Annotated in this window: 13 protein-coding genes; 9 read left to right on the forward strand and 4 right to left on the reverse strand. The window is 38.3% G+C overall.

The genetic code is table 11. From position 1 onward, the window contains the following. The 5 genes from ygaH to dapC all read left to right on the forward strand — a co-directional run bounded on the left by ygaH (position 1) and on the right by dapC (position 6,068). The gene (ygaH, locus tag H7R46_RS10110) at positions 1 to 342 is read left to right on the forward strand and encodes an L-valine transporter subunit YgaH (RefSeq protein ID WP_002133404.1); all 342 of its coding nucleotides are present in this window, start codon (positions 1 to 3) and stop codon (positions 340 to 342) included. A gap of 130 nt (positions 343 to 472) precedes the next feature. Then, positions 473 to 862, forward strand: a complete 390-nt coding sequence (locus H7R46_RS10115) for a tautomerase family protein (RefSeq protein WP_000084507.1) — start codon at positions 473 to 475, stop codon at positions 860 to 862. 102 nt (positions 863 to 964) lie between these two features. Further along, entirely contained in the window at positions 965 to 2,182 is a 1,218-nt protein-coding gene (gene purT / locus H7R46_RS10120) for a formate-dependent phosphoribosylglycinamide formyltransferase (protein ID WP_080631116.1), read from the forward strand. Between the two features lie 27 nt (positions 2,183 to 2,209). After that, positions 2,210 to 4,873, forward strand: a complete 2,664-nt coding sequence (gene glnD, locus H7R46_RS10125; RefSeq protein WP_000608324.1) for a [protein-PII] uridylyltransferase — start codon at positions 2,210 to 2,212, stop codon at positions 4,871 to 4,873. Positions 4,874 to 4,898: 25 nt separating this feature from the next. Further along, the gene (gene dapC, locus H7R46_RS10130; protein ID WP_025469828.1) at positions 4,899 to 6,068 is read left to right on the forward strand and encodes a succinyldiaminopimelate transaminase; all 1,170 of its coding nucleotides are present in this window, start codon (positions 4,899 to 4,901) and stop codon (positions 6,066 to 6,068) included. Positions 6,069 to 6,122: 54 nt separating this feature from the next. Here the strand turns inward: dapC and H7R46_RS10135 are convergent, their stop codons facing one another. The 4 genes from H7R46_RS10135 to msrB form a co-directional block, all read right to left on the reverse strand. After that, complete coding sequence (locus H7R46_RS10135; protein ID WP_005069698.1) at positions 6,123 to 6,755, reverse strand: LysE family translocator; 633 nt, start codon at positions 6,753 to 6,755, stop codon at positions 6,123 to 6,125. Positions 6,756 to 6,819: 64 nt separating this feature from the next. Continuing rightward, complete coding sequence (locus H7R46_RS10140; protein WP_005069700.1) at positions 6,820 to 7,656, reverse strand: AraC family transcriptional regulator; 837 nt, start codon at positions 7,654 to 7,656, stop codon at positions 6,820 to 6,822. An 8-nt stretch (positions 7,657 to 7,664) separates the two neighbouring features. Further along, positions 7,665 to 8,150 carry a glutathione peroxidase gene (locus H7R46_RS10145; RefSeq protein WP_005069704.1) on the reverse strand — a complete coding sequence of 162 codons (486 nt, stop codon included), beginning with the start codon at positions 8,148 to 8,150 and terminating at the stop codon, positions 7,665 to 7,667. Further along, positions 8,147 to 8,566, reverse strand: coding sequence for a peptide-methionine (R)-S-oxide reductase MsrB (gene msrB / locus H7R46_RS10150; RefSeq protein ID WP_002114184.1), 420 nt, complete (start codon positions 8,564 to 8,566; stop codon positions 8,147 to 8,149). Before msrB ends, H7R46_RS10145 begins: the two co-directional genes overlap by 4 nt. A gap of 239 nt (positions 8,567 to 8,805) precedes the next feature. Between msrB and H7R46_RS10155 the strand changes: the two genes are divergently transcribed. The 4 genes from H7R46_RS10155 to dnaE all read left to right on the forward strand — a co-directional run bounded on the left by H7R46_RS10155 (position 8,806) and on the right by dnaE (position 17,527). After that, complete coding sequence (locus H7R46_RS10155; protein ID WP_005069706.1) at positions 8,806 to 10,236, forward strand: pyridoxal phosphate-dependent aminotransferase; 1,431 nt, start codon at positions 8,806 to 8,808, stop codon at positions 10,234 to 10,236. 472 nt (positions 10,237 to 10,708) lie between these two features. Continuing rightward, entirely contained in the window at positions 10,709 to 12,016 is a 1,308-nt protein-coding gene (locus H7R46_RS10160; RefSeq protein ID WP_005069709.1) for a dicarboxylate/amino acid:cation symporter, read from the forward strand. A gap of 681 nt (positions 12,017 to 12,697) precedes the next feature. Then, positions 12,698 to 13,765 (forward strand): type II asparaginase, encoded by a 1,068-nt coding sequence (locus tag H7R46_RS10165; RefSeq protein WP_005069712.1) that lies wholly within the window; start codon positions 12,698 to 12,700, stop codon positions 13,763 to 13,765. A 198-nt stretch (positions 13,766 to 13,963) separates the two neighbouring features. Beyond that, entirely contained in the window at positions 13,964 to 17,527 is a 3,564-nt protein-coding gene (dnaE, locus tag H7R46_RS10170) for a DNA polymerase III subunit alpha (RefSeq protein ID WP_005069715.1), read from the forward strand. Positions 17,528 to 17,537: the final 10 nt, after the last annotated feature.

The following is a 17,537-nucleotide window of genomic DNA, read 5'->3' on the forward strand; positions in this document are numbered from 1 at the left end:
ATGAACCTAGAAATTATTCTGGTCGGCATTATTGTGGGTATAGCCAATTTTGCTTCACGCTTTGGACCTTTTTTCGTAATACAAAAATTACAGGGTTCACAGCAAAGACGTGGCTCAATCTGGATCAAAATTGCTTTGGGAAGTATTGGAATATCTGCAATTAGTGCCATGCTTGTAGTTGCTACTCTTCCACCTCTCCTTGAAACTCCCAATAAGAGTTTCGCAATGCTTATCGGTTTTTTAGTTTTAGCAGGTCTTTATTTTAAATTTAAGAAAATCGTACCGGCAACTTTAACTGCCGCAATTGTTTATGGCCTGATCTATACTTATTTACCTTTATAAATAGATAAACTTATCTTCCTTATATAAAATAAAATCTGGCCAGAAGCGTTTAAGATTGAAACTTCTGGCCTGAAAAATCTAATTTTGAATTGATTAAAAAGATAACCTTAGCTACTTAATAGAGATAAAAATGTCACAAGTTAAAATTTATGCAAATGAACAAACCATTATGCAGTACCGAGAATTACTTTCTCATGCAATCCATCAGGCGCTTATTGAAGAATTGAAATATCCTGTTGAGAAGAAGTTTCAACGTTTTATTAGCCTTAAACCAGGAAATTTCATTTATCCTTCTGACAGGAGCCAGCATTACATTATTATTGAACTTTCAATGTTTGCAGGCCGCAGCCCAGCCACTAAAAAGCAGCTTATTCAAACCTTATTTCGTAATATTCAAGAACAATGTAGAATTTCTCCACAAGACATTGAAATTACTATTTTTGAAACACCTAAAGAAAATTGGGGCATCCGTGGTAAAAATGCGGATGAATTGCTTTTAAACTATCAGGTTAATATCTAAAAACCACTTTTTTAATTGTCCGACAAAATTACTTTTTTTATGCATGATAAGGCTTAACTCCACCATAAGTTCTGCTATGCTTAAAAAAATAATTTTGTCAGGATGATTCGCATGAGCGTGACACTCGGTACCCCACTTCAATCTTCTGCATTTAAAGTTTTATTGTTAGGTTCAGGAGAGCTTGGCAAAGAAGTTGTAATTTCCTTACAACGCCTTGGTGTAGAAGTACATGCAGCCGACCGTTATGATCACGCACCAGCAATGCAAGTTGCACATTTTTCTTATGTATTAAACATGGCAGATCCTGCCCAATTAAAACAACTCATCGAGAAAATTAAACCAAATTTAATTGTTCCAGAAATTGAAGCAATTGCGACAGAAGTTTTACTTGAAATTGAAGCGAGCAAAACAGCAACTGTCATCCCTTCTGCTAAAGCTGTAAACCTCACAATGAACCGTGAAGGCATCCGCCGTCTTGCGGCTGAAGAACTTGGCCTACCTACTTCTGCTTATCGTTTTGCTGATACGCTCGAAAGCTTCCGCGCCGCTTGCGATGACATTGGTTATCCAAACTTTGTAAAACCGGTCATGTCATCTTCAGGTAAAGGTCAGTCTCGTGTAAAAAGTTTCGATGAAGTTGATGCTGCTTGGGAATATGCAATGCAAGGTGGCCGTGTTAACCAAGGCACGGTTATTATTGAATCTCAAATTGATTTTGATTTTGAAATTACATTACTTACCGTTCGCGCTAAAAACCCTGAAACTGGTGAAATTGAAACTCATTACTGTGACCCAATTGGTCACCGCCAAGATGCCGGGGATTATGTAGAAAGCTGGCAACCTCAACCAATGACGGCGGCGGCACTCGAAGAAGCAAAACGTATTGCAAATAAAGTGACAACTGCACTTGGTGGCTGTGGTATTTTTGGTGTAGAACTGTTTATTAAAGGCGACAAGGTTTGGTTTAGTGAAGTCTCACCTCGCCCACACGATACAGGACTCGTAACTTTAGCATCTCAGTTTCAAAGTGAATTTGAACTGCATGCACGTGCAATTTTAGGTTTACCTGTAAACACAGCACGCCACAGTGTTGCAGCAAGTGCAGTAATTTATGCTGGAGTTGATGCCAGCAATTTAAGTTATGACAACCTCAATGTAGCTTTAACACACCCAGACACCGATTTACGCCTGTTTGGCAAACCAGAAGGTTTCAAGCGTCGTCGTATGGGTGTAGCAACCGCTCGTGCTGAAAATACTGATCTTGCTCGTACTTTAGCGAAAGAAACCGCGGATCAAGTAAGCGTTCAAACAAACTCTTAATTTTTACTTATTGGTAGACCCATTTTCATGATCAATATATCGCCATTGTTGAACTATGTCTCAAGTCATCATGATATTAAAGCCATTAATCAATGGCGAACGGATGTAGAAAAGCAGTTGCAAGATTCATATGAAAATGGGCAATCTATTCGTGAAATCATTAAAGCCCGTTCAGATTTAGTAGATGAAGCACTGATCTTTTTATGGAAACATGCTGAACTCGATCAGACAGAACTGGGCCTTTTTGCTGTAGGCGGTTATGGGCGCCGTGAAATGTTGCCCTATTCCGATGTCGATATCATGATCCTATCGGAGCATGAAATTAACGAAGAAAACGAAAAACGTATCTCTACATTTATTTCTTCTTTATGGGACGTGGGGAATTTCAAACCCGGCATTAGTGTTCGCACGATTCAAAGCTGTGTTGAACAGGCTGCTACAGATTTAACCGTTGCAACAACTTTAATTGAGGCGCGGTTAATTACTGGCAATAGTCAGCTTGCGAAATGGCCTCGCCGTATTGTTTCGCAGACATGGACTGACAAAACATTCTATGACGCAAAAATGGCCGAACAAGCCAAGCGTTACCATCAACACAACAATACTGAAAGTAATTTAGAACCCGACATTAAAAATGCACCGGGTGGTATACGTGACATTAACCAAATTGGCTGGATAGCCAAACGTCACTTTCGCGTAAATCGTATTTATGACTTAGTGCATTTAGGTTTCATTTCAGAGTTTGAATTGGCAGTTTTAGAAGAAGCAGAAAGTTTTCTTTGGGAAATTCGTCACCATTTGCACCGTTTAGCCAAACGTGATGAAAACCGTTTACTCTTTGACCATCAAAGGGAAATTGCCGCTAAATTTGGTTATGTTCGTCAAGAAGGCCAACCTGTAAATTATGGTGTTGAGCAATTCATGAAACGCTACTACCGTACGGCGCAACAGGTTTCAACACTCAATGAAATGTTGCTGGCGTATTTTAGCGAGTCGGTGATTACTCCTCGACTCCCCAACTATGAACGCAAAATTGAAGTTGTTAATGATCACTTTAAAATTGTTGATAATAAACTTGCCGTACAACATCATAAAATATTCGCCGAGCATCCAAGCGCGATTTTAGAGTTGTTCTATATTTTAGCCAATCGACCAGATATTGAAGGTATTCGCGCCCGGACTTTACGCTTACTTATTCTTGCCGCAAAACGAATCAACCAAAGTTATCGCGATAATCCAGAGCATCAAGCACTGTTTATGTCGATTATTCGCTCACCATATCGTTTATACGATACCTTGGTTGCGATGAAACGTTATGGGGTTTTAGGAAACTATATTCCTGCTTTTGGCCAAATTATGGGTCTTATGCAATATGACCTGTTCCATATCTATACGGTCGATGCTCACACATTATTATTGCTGCGTAACTTAAATCGTTTTAGAGAACCTGAATTTGCCAAAGAGTTCCCTGTAGTAAGTTCAGTTTTCCAACGTCTTGCTCGTCAAGATATTGTGTTCATTGCTGCTTTATTCCATGACATCGCAAAAGGTCGCGGTGGTGACCACAGCGAACTCGGCGCAGAAGACGCGATTGAGTTTGGCCGTGCACATGGCTTTACAGAGCGTGAATGCAAATTAATTGCATGGCTTATTCAAAACCATTTGCTCATGTCTTTGACCGCTCAGAAAAAAGATATTTCTGATCCTGATGTCGTGAAAGATTTCGCTGAAAAACTGGGCGATATGGAGCATCTTGATTATCTATATACCTTAACGGTTGCCGATATTAACGCGACAAATCCAAAACTATGGAACACATGGCGTGCATCACTTATGCGTCAACTTTATACGCACGCTCGTGATGTAATCCGTACAGGTTTAGGCCGTCCTGTTGACTACCAAATGTTGATTGAAGACACCAAGTTTGCAGCAAGTGAATTGCTGGTAAATAACTTCGCATTGGCAGATGTCGAAAAAGTATGGCAAGAACTAGGTGATGAATACTTCATTAAAGAATCGGCGGATGAAATTGCGTGGCATACACAAGCAATTTTAAAACACGGTGATAATCCAGAGCCATTAGTCCTCTTGCGTGCTCACCGTAAAGCAGCTCAAGATGCGGTGCAAATCTTTATTTATACGCGCGATCAACCTAACCTATTTGCTACCACTGTTGCCGTTTTAGACCGAATGAACTTAGACGTTCAGGATGCAAAAATTATCACGGCAAGTACAGCATTTAGCTTAGACACTTATGTTGTACTTGATCGTTTCGGGACATTGCTTACCGACCCAGAACGTGAAGAAACCGTTAAAAATGCATTAGTGAAGGCGCTTAGCCAACCAGACCAGTACCCGGGACTCATGCAACGTCGTATTCCACGTCAATTACGTCACTTCGATATTGAAAATACAGTCGACGTAACATTAAATGAAGCCTTACAGCAAAATATGGTCGAAATTTCAACACTCGATCACCCTGGCCTACTTGCACGCGTGGGTGGTTTATTTATGATGCAAGGTTTAGACATCCATTCAGCCCGAATCGCAACTTTAGGCGAACGTGCCGAAGATATTTTCTTTGTCACCAAAAAAGATGGAAAACCGCTGAATAACGAAGAGGTCAAACTCTTCTCGGAAAAACTGAAAGCTGCATTAGATGAAGCATCTAATCAAATTTGTCAGCACTGAAACTCAACTACTTGGTAACTGTTTAATGAACTCTAGCTTGTCGTTATTACACCCGTATCCATTTGAAAAGTTAAACCAACTTTTTAAGGATACTACTCCTGCTAACCTTCCCTTGATTCCTCTATCAATTGGCGAACCTAAGCATCCAGCACCAGAGTTTGTTAAACAGGCTATTATTGATAACTTTAACCATTTATCAACTTATCCAAACAGTAAAGGCTTACCAGAGCTTCGCCAAAGCATTGCAGATTGGTTAACTAAGCGCTTTAAACTTAACAGCATTAGTGCTGAAAACCACATCTTGCCTGTCTCTGGTACACGTGAAGGCATTTTCTCTTTTGTACAGGCATTAATTAATCGTGAAGATGCACCTTATGTGGTGATGCCGAACCCGTTTTATCAAATTTATGAAGGTGCAGCTTTACTTGCAGGTGCAAAGCCATACTTCATTAATTGCACGGAAGAAAATGGCTATTTAGGTGATTTTGATGCTGTACCAGCAGAAGTTTGGGAAAAGACAGCCCTTCTTTTTGTATGTACACCAGGTAACCCAACAGGTACTGTGCTTTCTAAAGAACAATTTAAAAAGCTAATTGCCTTATCTGATCAATATAATTTTGTTATTGCTTCTGATGAATGCTATTCAGAGCTTTGGTTTGATCAAGCACCTACTGGTCTATTAGAAGTTTGTGCTGAGCTTGGTCGTGATGACTACAAAAACTGTATCGTATTTCATTCACTTTCAAAACGCTCAAACTTGCCGGGTTTGCGCTCAGGTTTTGTAGCGGGTGATACCGATCTGTTAAAGCCATATTTGCAATACCGCACCTATCACGGCGCTGCAATGCCAGTACAACACCAGCTTGCTTCAATCGCAGCGTGGAACGATGAAAACCATGTTGAAGAAAACCGTAAGCAATATCGTGCAAAGTTTGATTTATTCCAATCTGAGCTAGGTCATCTCCTCCCATTACAAAAACCTGATGCCGGTTTTTATTACTGGTTAAAAGTCGATAATGATGAAACTTTTGCCAAGATGCTGATGGAAAAAGCACACATTAAAGTTTTACCGGGTCGTTATCTATCTCGTGATACCGAACAAGGTAACCCTGGTGCCAATCATGTGCGTATGGCTTTAGTAGCAGATTTGGCACAATGTGAAGAAGTTGTTAAACGTTTAAAAGCGATTCTTTAAACCCAGCAAAATTGCATAGCCTTCAGTTTTATTTAGAAGGCTATGCGATCTGCTTTAACTATAGGCAACCAATAACACTGCGAAAAAAATGAAAGCCAGACTGGAGCAATAATATATTCCTCTAGCAGAGCGTTTAATCTGTGCTAATACACGCTCTTGACGCAATAAACGAACTAATAATAAATTCCACCCGAAAACCACTCCTGTCATCCATATACTCATTAGTAATTTTTGAAATAAGCTAAATTCCTGTTGAATAAGTAGCATTAAACTACTATAAAACATAATATTTTTAGGATTAAGAAGACTGGATTGCAAACCCAGAGCTAAGCTTTTAACTTTACTCTTATAACTAGACTCTTGTTCAACCAAACTATTTTCAGCAACAGTAATATTTAAGTTTGTTCCTTGAGTGGTTCTAAAACAAAGAAAACTCAAATAAGCTAAATATCCAGCCCCCAGCCATTTAAGTACTAAAAGAATCGTTGTGCTTAAATTGCCAAGCACCATAAATCCAAATATACATACCATTAAGATAAGAGCATTACCCAAAGTAATTCCCAGAATAACACCATAGGTATAACGCGCTCCTTTTTGCAAAAGACTGGTCAGAATAAGAAAAAAATCTGGTCCCGGAGATAGGAGTGCTAAAAAGTGAGTAAAGGCGATAACCAAAAAAACTTCCATAACGATTTCATCTTTAAAACTGTATGGAGTAGCTTAAAAATAGAGAAAAATAATTTCTTGTAAATTATTGCGCTGCTGCAAGTTGAAACTGTCGAGGAGTAATTCCTGTATGTGCTTTAAAAGCTTTATGAAAATGGCTTTGATCACTAAAGCCTAAATTGACAGCTAACTCTGCGAGTGAAATCCCTTGTTTTAACTGAGCTCTAGCTTGATTAATCTTTAAATTAATTTGAAATGCATGTGGGGTTAAACCAACATTGGCCTTGAATAAACGAATGATTGCATATCGACTAAGACCAACCTGCTCTGCAAGCTCTTCAAGAGAAATAAATTGTTCTGACGATTTAATAATATGAATTAAGTCCAAAAAATCTTCATACAAATATTCAGTTTTTTGTATTTCTTCTAATACGAAATGAGGGAGTAATAGCTGGGTAAGGCAATAGATCAGCGACTGTTCTTTTTCAATAATTAATTTTTCAGGATCAAATAAAGTTTCATTCATATCAGAAAAAGCCTGATATAAAGTTTCTTCTTTTATTATGAGCGGCTTATGCTGAGGCAGAAGCAAATCCAAACCATGTTGTCGAAATTCTGAATACAGCTGATTTAACCACCTTATGTCCAAATGTAGCATCTGGTAGCTCCAAGCCTGGTCTGGCAAAGGGTTACATGAATGCTCAATATGTGCGGGTACGATCACCAAAGTACCAGCATCAATTTTTTGGGGCGTACCAAATGAACTTTGAAAAACGCTATTCCCCTCGTCTATAGCCCCGATAGAAAACGTTGGATGACTATGAGATTTATAACATGTTCGGCTAAAACAGGACCTTCTGGTTTCAACATACGGCATTCGCACATCTTGCCAAAACTCAAAAGGTTGAGGAATAGCGTTCATTTAAACAATTAACTCGCTAAAGCTTTTTCAATATCAGCTTCTAAAGCTTCAGGTTTAGTTGTAGGCGCATATCGGTTTAAAACAGCGCCATCCTTACCTACTAAAAATTTAGTAAAGTTCCATTTAATGCTACTGCTGCCCAAAATACCTTTAGCTTCACGTGTTAAATATCTAAAAATTACATGGGCTTCCGGACCTTTTACATCAACTTTAGCAAACATAGGAAATTTCACCCCATAGTTACGCTGACAGAAGCTACCAATTTCTTTATTGCTTCCTGGATCTTGCCCACCAAACTGGTTGCAGGGAAAACCTAAAACTTCCAACCCTTGATCTTTATATTTTTCATAAAGTTTTTCGAGACCAGCAAATTGTGGGGTAAAACCACATTTACTGGCAGTGTTTACAATTAATAAAACTTTACCTTTGTAATCAGCAAACTGCTTAACTTCACCCTCTAACAGCTCAGCTTCAAACTGATAAATATTACTCATGGATAGGTTTCCTCATCATTTTTTTCTTCTGTTTTAAGTTGTAATGATGCCGAGTTTACGCAATAGCGCAAACCAGTCGGCTGTGGTCCATCTTCAAATACATGCCCTAAATGAGCCTCGCAATCATGACAAACAATTTCAGTTCTGACCATACCATGCGTTAAATCTTCATGTTCATCAATGACTGCACCATTGATAGGACGGAAGAAACTTGGCCAACCACAACCGCTATCATATTTGGTATCTGATGAGAACAACTCTGCGCCGCAGCAACGGCAAACATAGGTACCATGTTGCTTAGTATTCCAGTATTGCCCCGTAAATGCAGGTTCAGTGCCTTTTTGTCGTGTAATCCGATACTCTTCTGGTGATAACTCTCTTTGCCATTCCCGGTCTGTTTTATTGACTTTTCCCATGACATACACCTTTTATTCTGAAGTAAACATTTCTGATGATCGAGTTTTATATTTACGCCATTCATCACAAAAACACTAGTCTCTGAACGTAAAATTTGTTGGAATTTAAACATATAAAGAACAAAAAGCAAAAAGTAAGCAAAACACAAAATCAAAAGTAAGCAAATTTATTACTAATTATCTTTAAAGCAAGCAAACATAGTGCTATTCTAAGTGCGCACGGTTGTATAGGACAGAACATGTCTCAGAAAAAAAGTGTGGTTTTCCAACAACTACTACCAATTATTAAACAATATCAACAATCGGGTTTTACCCATGAAAAAATTGTTGAACTATTGAAAGATCAACATGATCTAAATTTGGTAACAGTTAAAACATTTAAAAGTTATTTATACCGATATGCAAAAGTGAATCCCGTTATGTCTAAAAATACTGCTACCCTCCATTCCATGCCATCTACTCGAGAAATCAAAAAATCATCGAAGCTTGAGCATGTTTGTTATGACATCCGTGGGCCAGTTTTAAGAGCCGCCAATGAAATGGAAGAGCAAGGACATAAGATTATCAAGTTGAATATTGGTAACCCAGCTCCCTTTGGATTTGAAGCACCACAAGAAATTATTAATGATGTTGCTTTAAACTTACCAAATGCAATTGGTTATGTTGACTCAAAAGGTATCTTCCCTGCTCGTAAAGCAATTTGTCAGTATTACCAGCAAAAAGGAATTCTCAATATGCATGTCAATGACGTGTATATTGGTAATGGCGTATCTGAACTTATCGTAATGGCTATGCAAGGCTTATTAGATGACGGAGACGAAATGCTGATTCCAATGCCGGATTATCCGCTTTGGACAGCAGCAGTTAATCTTTCAGGCGGCACGGCAATTCATTATAAATGTGATGAAGAAAATAGCTGGTACCCAGATATTGCTGATATTGAAAGTAAAATTACTCCGAATACTCGCGGTATTGTCATCATTAACCCAAACAATCCTACGGGTTCGGTATATCCACGCCACATTCTTGAACAGATTGTAGCGATTGCAAAAAAATATGATCTAATTTTATTTGCTGATGAAATTTACGACAAAATTATTTATGACGGTATTGAACATGTTTCAGTAGCATCATTAGCTGGCGACCAGCTTTGTGTATCTTTTAATGGTTTATCAAAAGCTTATCGTATTGCAGGCTTCCGTTCAGGTTGGATGGCAATTACGGGTGATAAAAGCCGTGCTGCCGACTATATCGAAGGATTAGACATGTTGGCATCAATGCGCCTATGTGCAAACGTTCAAGCTCAATATGCGATTCAAACTGCCCTAGGCGGTTATCAATCAATTAATGACTTGATTCGTCCTGGTGGCCGTTTATACGAACAGCGCAATATTGCTTGGGAAATGCTTAATGAAATTCCAGGTGTAAGCTGTGTAAAACCAGATGGAGCAATGTACTGTTTCCCTCGCCTCGACCCGAACATCTATCCAATTGAAGATGATGAAAAGTTAATGCTTGATTTGCTACGTGCAGAAAAAGTTTTATTGGTTCAAGGTACAGGCTTTAATTGGCCAACTCCAGATCATTTCCGTGTGGTTTTCCTACCTGCTGAAAATGAATTACGTGAAGCAATTACACGACTAGGGCGTTTCTTAGCCAATCGTCGTTAAAAAAATACATAATAAAAAAGGCATCTTAAACTAGGTGCTTTTTTTATAATTTTATTTTATTCATTTTTACAAAAGAAGAATTACACATTTTCACTACACTGCACTATCTAAAAATAAGACATTGAAGTTAAATTATTTTTATAAAATTTCTCATTCTTTTAATTTTAAAAATTAGTTCAAGTTTTTATTTTTATATTTTTACCATACGTTCAAAATTACTTATATTCTGTCCACTTAGCAAATTTTTATTATGCAAAAAATGCATGGATCAATATTTTTTTGCATTTCACACTGCTTCAAAATCGAGCAACAATCCATCTCCATAACAACATCGCCATATTCAATTCGGTTAAAACAGATACAAATCTAGGAAGATAACATCGTTAGAACGACCGGACTGAACTAACAAGGAAAGCTTTCGATCATCCGATTCCCATCAAAGGATGATTGAATCAAATGGATAGAGGTTCACATGAAGCAAAAGAAATTGCTCAAGTATATTGTTGTTGCTATTTTACTTGGCATACTGACAGGTTGGATTTGTCACCACTTCTTTAATGAAGGTGAACAACTGAAGCAAATCGCTTCTTATCTCAACATACCTACAGATATCTTTTTACGCCTTATCAAAATGATTATTGCTCCATTGGTATTTGCCACAATTGTTTCAGGCATTGTCTCAATGGGGAAATCTACATCAATCGGCAGTATCACCCTTAAATCAATGACCTGGTTTATTACTGCTTCATTCGTATCGCTTGCTATTGGTATGGGTTTGGCAAACTTTTTCCAACCTGGTGCAGCTTTAGATTTAGTATTACCAACTGCACAACAACTGAGTAGCTCTTCTGTTCCAGCAACTACAGGTTTCACTCTACAATCATTTTTAAGCCATGTTTTCCCACGCAGTATTGCCGAAGCAATGGCAAACAATGATATTTTGCAAGTGCTTGTTTTCTCTATTTTCTTTGGCTCAGCCCTTGCTTTTGTAAATCAAGGCAAAGAAAAAGATTCTGTTATCATTCGTTTGACTGATGAACTCAGCAAGATCATGTTCCGCATTACCGATTACGTCATGATGTTTGCACCTGTTGCAGTATTTGCAGCAATCGCTTCAGCAATTACAGTACAAGGTTTAGGCTTGATTGTTGACTATGGCATTTTAATCGCAGAGTTCTACTTCGGTCTTTTATTACTGTGGATCATCTTATTCTCTGTAGGTGCAATCGTACTTAAAAAAGATATTTTCCGCTTAGGTAAATTAATTCGTGAACCTGTAACCCTTGCTTTTGCTACAGCTTCAAGTGAATCAGCCTATCCTAAAGTTATGGATGCACTAAATAAATTTGGTGTGCCTAAAAAAGTAACGAGCTTTGTATTACCTTTAGGTTATTCATTCAACCTAGATGGTTCAATGATGTACACCACATTTGCAGTGCTCTTTATTGCTCAAGCTTACAATATTGATCTTAGCTTCACTCAGCAAGTCTTAATTTTGTTAACCCTAATGGTGACAAGTAAAGGTATTGCTGGTGTTTCACGAGCTTCAATTGTGGTTATTTCAGCAACACTCACTATGTTCCATTTACCTGAAGCCGGAATTCTCTTATTACTCGGTATCGATCAATTCCTTGATATGGGCCGTACTGCAACAAACGTAGTAGGTAACAGTATTGCTACCGCAGTTGTTGCCAAGCTTGAAGGCGATAAAGTGACTGATACTGAAGAACTACCAGAGCCAGTATTAATTAAATCAACTCAAGAACAAACGACCGCATAAGTTTCTCTTTTCTCCCACTCTCCCAACTTAAGAGCAATTTTATATGACCTTATAAAATTGCTCTTTTTTTATTCTAAAATTAAACAATAAAAATTTATCAGTATTTCTATATTAAATAGTAGGCCAATAATGTCTATTAGCCCTATTAAATTTCTTCAAACAAAACCTTAAAAATAGAATAAAATCTACACAAATAAAATTTATACCTTAAAAAATAAAAATCAAATGACTAAATTTTAATTCAGCTTACTAAGACTTATTCACATTAAACTATTGATATTATTATTCAGCTTAAATAAAAAACATTTCCATTAATTTAAATTCAGACTATCCAATTAAAAATCAATATATTGCATATATCACACAATAAACAAGAATTGAAACCACCCTATTATTTTTTAATTTTATAAAGATTAATAAATCATTTTATTTATTTATCTTAAAAAATAAACAAATCGAGATGAATTAGAAAAACTTAATAGATTTTTTATTTTATTCATGTTATTTATTAGCGCTAAATAAAAGCAATGACTAAGCAATTGTTGATGAAACAAAAGGCTATTCAGGGATGCTTTTTATTCAAACAAGTTTGGAATATGTCTTACATGGTATGTATTTTGCTTAGGAAAAGCACACATATTCGACAAACTTTTACTTCGTCACTTCATAAGGATATTTTCGATGTTGACTAAAACTGTTAAATCTTTAGGTTTAGCGATGGGCTTATTAGCCTGCTCTCTCCCACTTTATGCAAAAAATAATGTTGTCGTAGTTGCCACTGGCGGTACTATCGCTGGTGCTGGCGCAAGCTCGGCAAATAGTGCAACTTATACTGCTGCAAAAGTTCCTGTTGATACCCTAATTAACGCAGTTCCACAAATCAAAGATTTGGCAAATGTAACTGGTATTCAAGCTTTACAAATCGCTTCTGAGAGTATTACTGACAAGGAATTATTAGAAATTGCTCGTCAAGTGAATGAGCTTGTTAAAAAGCCATCTGTTAATGGTGTCGTAATTACACACGGTACAGATACTTTAGAAGAAACAGCATTTTTCTTAAATTTGGTTATTCATACTGATAAACCGATTGTACTTGTTGGCTCAATGCGTCCTTCAACTGCTCTTTCAGCTGATGGTCCACTTAACCTTTATAGTGCAGTTGCTTTAGCAGCTTCTGATGATGCAAAAAATAAAGGCGTTATGGTTCTTATGAACGACTCTATTTTTGCTGCACGTGATGTAACTAAAGGTATTAATATTCATACAAATGCTTTTGTTAGCCAATGGGGCGCTTTAGGTACATTAGTTGAAGGCAAACCATACTGGTTCAGACAGTCTGTAAAACGTCATACAAATGCTTCAGAGTTTAATATTGAAAATATTAAAGGCGATGCACTTCCAACTGTACAGATCGTTTATGGTTCGGACTCTATGCTTCCAGATGCATATGAAGCGTATGCAAAAGCTGGTGCTAAAGCGATCATTAATGCAGGTACTGGTAACGGTTCTGTACCAAAATATATCGTACCAACCTTACAAAATCTTCACGACAAAAACGGTATTCAAATTATCCGTTCATCACGTGTCGCACAAGGCTTCGTATTACGTGATGCAGAACAACCTGACTCTAAATATGGTTGGGTAGCAGCACATGATTTAAACCCTCAAAAAGCGCGTCTTCTTGCAGCTTTAGCTCTTACTAAGACGAATGACACGAAAGAAATTCAGCGCATGTTCTGGCAGTACTAAGTTTTTCAACCAGCCCAAACACAAAGTTTGGGTTGGTCCTATTTCTTAAAAATAAGCTCTTTTATATTCAATCTGTACAATAGATATTCAAATCATTCTTCTTAAATAATAAAATCCTTAACAGTTTGCCAAAATATTAAGCATTTCGTTTTAACTTTGCGTGCTAAACTATGCTGCAGTCGTATTAAGGATTGATTTATGCAGTTTGTTCATCTCGGTATTTATACAGAATTTTCGATTACAGAGTCGATAGTTCGCATACCTGACTTGGTCAACGCTGCGGTTAAAGACGAAATGCCCGCGCTGGCATTAACCGATCTATCAAACCTTCATGCAGCAGTAAAATTTTATAATTCTTGTTTAAAAAAAGGGATTAAGCCGCTTTTAGGTAGCACAATCCGCCTTGACGATGCTCAACATCGTGCAACTTTACTTGCAATGAGTAATGTAGGCTGGAAAAGTCTAACCGAAATCGTTTCACGCGGTTTTATTGAAGGTCAACAACTTAGTATTCCATGTGTAAAAAAAGAATGGGTACTTGAACAGCATCAAGATATTATTGTTTTACTTGGCCAACATAGTGATGTGGGTCAGATGCTTTGCTCATCTAACCCTCAAAAAGCCGCTCCCCTTTTAGAAGCATGGATCGAAAAATTTGGTAACCGTGTTTATCTGGCTTTAACACGTACCGATCGTCCTGGTGAAGAAGACTTTATTCAAGAAGCCGCTAAACTTGCTGCTCAATATAATGTGGGTGTAGTTGCGCATAATGATGTGCACTTTGTAGAAAAAGAAGATTTTGAAGCTCACGAAGCCCGTGTTTGTATTGCTGATGGCTATGTATTAGCAGATGACCGTCGTCCACGCTTATATAGTCCTGAGCAACATTTTAAAACCTCGGACGAAATGATTGAGTTGTTTTCAGATATCCCAAGTGCTATCGAAAACACCTATAACATTGCAAAACGCTGTAATGTTAGCCTACAACTTGGCACCTACTTTTTACCTGACTATCCAATTCCAGATGGTTTCACCATCGACACTTACTTTGAGCATTTGTCTAAAGTAGGTTTAGAAGAACGTTTAGATTATCTCTACCCTGTCGAAAAACGTGGCGAAGATTGGCCTGAAATTCGTAAACCTTACGATGAACGAATTGATTACGAAGTCGGCATTATCCTCAAAATGGGTTTTCCTGGTTACTTCCTTATCGTCATGGACTTCATCCAGTGGGCAAAAAATAATGGCGTTCCGGTAGGACCAGGCCGTGGTTCAGGTGCGGGTTCACTCGTTGCCTATAGCTTAAAAATTACTGACCTTGATCCTCTTCGTTACGATCTACTTTTCGAACGTTTCTTAAACCCAGAACGTGTTTCGATGCCCGACTTTGACGTCGATTTCTGTATTGCCGGACGTGACCGCGTCATTGATTATGTTTCCCGTACCTATGGACGTGAAGCCGTATCACAAATTGCAACTTTCGGTACGATGGCAGCAAAAGGTGCAATTCGCGACGTTGCCCGTGTATTAGGTAAATCTTACGGTTTAGCTGACCGTATCTCAAAAATGGTACCTACTAAACCGCTCGGTGTGGACTTAGCCACTGCTATCGAGATGGAACCTCAGCTTAAAGATATCGTTACCAATCCATCTAACCCCGATAATGATGATGCGAGTGAAATCTGGGAAATGGCTTTAAAATTGGAAGGTATCACTCGAAATACTGGTAAACATGCCGGCGGTGTTGTTATTGCACCAGGTAAGATTACCGATTTCTCAGCTGTGCTTTGTGATGAAGATGGAACCAGCCGTGTTGCTCAATATGATAAAGACGATGTAGAAGCAGCAGGTCTCGTCAAATTCGACTTCTTGGGTTTACGTAACTTAACCGTTATTGAAGACGCAATTCAAAATATTAATAAAAATCGCGATAGTAATGATCCGCTCATTATTTCGCATGTTCCACTTGATGATGCTAAAGCCTATTCTGTCTTTGCCGATGCAAATACAACAGCGGTATTCCAGTTTGAATCCGTCGGCATGAAACGAATGCTCAAAGAAGCACGTCCAAGTAAATTTGAAGAGATTATTGCGTTCGTATCATTGTACCGTCCTGGTCCAATGGATCTTATTCCTGACTTTATTCACCGTATGCATGGTGGAGATTTTGAATATCTTCACCCACTTCTTGAAGGTGTATTAGAGCCAACTTACGGGATTATGGTTTACCAAGAACAGGTGATGCAGACCGCACAGATCTGTGCGGGTTATACGCTCGGTGGCGCGGACTTACTACGTCGTGCAATGGGTAAAAAGAAACCTGAGGAGATGGTTAAGCAGCGCCAAATTTTCTTGGCAGGTGCTGCAGAAAAAGGGATTGATGAAAGTACAGCCAACCATATCTTTGACTATATGGAAAAGTTCGCAGGCTATGGTTTCAACAAATCTCACGCCGCAGCTTATGCCCTCGTAGCCTACCATACTGCATGGTTAAAAGCACATTATCCTGCTGAGTTTATGGCAGCAGTAATGTCATCGGAAATGCAGAACACCGACAGTGTTGTATTTTTAATTGATGACTGCCGAAATAATGGCCTAGAAGTTTTACCACCATCAGTCAATATGTCGACTTATCATTTCCATGCGAGCGATGATAAAACTATTGTGTATGGTTTAGGTGCAATTAAAGGCGTTGGCGAACAAGCGATGCAGTCAGTTATTGACTCTCGTCGACAATTTGGTCCTTATACAGATCTATTCGATTTTTGCCATCGTATTGATTTGAAGAAAATCAATAAGCGTACTCTTGAAGCTTTAATTCGTGCAGGTGCACTCGATTGCTTAGGAATTGAACGCGCAAGCTTAATGGCGCAATTACCTGAAGCTGTTCAAGCTGCCGAACAAGCGCGCAGTAACCGTGAAAGCGGTATTATGGATTTATTTGGTGAGGTTGAAGAAGTTCAGCGTAAGCCAGCTAAACCTGTTAAACCGTGGAGTGATGAAGTTCGTCTAAAAGGCGAAAAAGACACGCTTGGCCTATATCTCACTGGTCACCCAATTGATGTTTACCGACAAGAACTTAAAGCTTTTATCCCTGTGAAACTTAATGAAATTACGGCTACACGTCGTGGTGTTACAACAGTCTATGCAGGTTTAGTCATTGACGTCGCAAACTTCCCAAATCGGGTAGTTATTGTACTAGATGACGGTACAGCTCGTATTGAAGTAAGTTGCAACCATGAACGTTTCCAACGTTTTAAAGATATTATTCAAGTTGAACGTGTTGTTGTCTTTGAAGGCGAAATTTATGAAAGAGAAGGCTTTGAACGTCCGATGGGCCGTTTAACTAAGGCTTTTACATTAAATGAAATACGACAAAAACGTGCTAACAGTATTCAGATCAAATTAACAGAAGAGTTTATGCAAGCCACTTTGGCAAAAGATTTACAAAACATAATCTTGCCATTTTGCAATGTAGATATGCATCAACATATCACTCTACAGCTACAGATTGATCAACCTTATGCTCAAGCCGAGCTTCAACTTGGTCCGCAATGGAAAGTTGCTCCTCTCGATGAATTACTTGCTAAACTCAGAGATTATTTTGGTAAAGATAATATTTACATTGAATATCAAGTAAAGTCGAAAGCAGCTAAAGCAGCAGAACCTACTCGTCCGCAAACCGTTGCTTCCCCTCCCGCGGACATGACTATGGACGATGCATTGGATTTATACCAAAGCGAAGTTTCTCAATATTCGTAATTTCTGGAAA

This window comes from Acinetobacter sp. BEC1-S18-ESBL-01, from assembly GCF_014169935.1.
GTDB lineage: Bacteria > Pseudomonadota > Gammaproteobacteria > Pseudomonadales > Moraxellaceae > Acinetobacter > Acinetobacter pittii.

Coding starts and splice junctions, on each gene's coding strand:
- ygaH (WP_002133404.1), top strand. CDS start 1: ATGAACCTAGAAATTATTCTGGTCGGCATTATTGTGGGTATAGCCAAT.
- H7R46_RS10115 (WP_000084507.1), top strand. CDS start 473: ATGTCACAAGTTAAAATTTATGCAAATGAACAAACCATTATGCAGTAC.
- purT (WP_080631116.1), top strand. CDS start 965: ATGATTCGCATGAGCGTGACACTCGGTACCCCACTTCAATCTTCTGCA.
- glnD (WP_000608324.1), top strand. CDS start 2,210: ATGATCAATATATCGCCATTGTTGAACTATGTCTCAAGTCATCATGAT.
- dapC (WP_025469828.1), top strand. CDS start 4,899: ATGAACTCTAGCTTGTCGTTATTACACCCGTATCCATTTGAAAAGTTA.
- H7R46_RS10135 (WP_005069698.1), bottom strand. CDS start 6,755: ATGGAAGTTTTTTTGGTTATCGCCTTTACTCACTTTTTAGCACTCCTA.
- H7R46_RS10140 (WP_005069700.1), bottom strand. CDS start 7,656: ATGAACGCTATTCCTCAACCTTTTGAGTTTTGGCAAGATGTGCGAATG.
- H7R46_RS10145 (WP_005069704.1), bottom strand. CDS start 8,150: ATGAGTAATATTTATCAGTTTGAAGCTGAGCTGTTAGAGGGTGAAGTT.
- msrB (WP_002114184.1), bottom strand. CDS start 8,566: ATGGGAAAAGTCAATAAAACAGACCGGGAATGGCAAAGAGAGTTATCA.
- H7R46_RS10155 (WP_005069706.1), top strand. CDS start 8,806: ATGTCTCAGAAAAAAAGTGTGGTTTTCCAACAACTACTACCAATTATT.
- H7R46_RS10160 (WP_005069709.1), top strand. CDS start 10,709: ATGAAGCAAAAGAAATTGCTCAAGTATATTGTTGTTGCTATTTTACTT.
- H7R46_RS10165 (WP_005069712.1), top strand. CDS start 12,698: ATGTTGACTAAAACTGTTAAATCTTTAGGTTTAGCGATGGGCTTATTA.
- dnaE (WP_005069715.1), top strand. CDS start 13,964: ATGCAGTTTGTTCATCTCGGTATTTATACAGAATTTTCGATTACAGAG.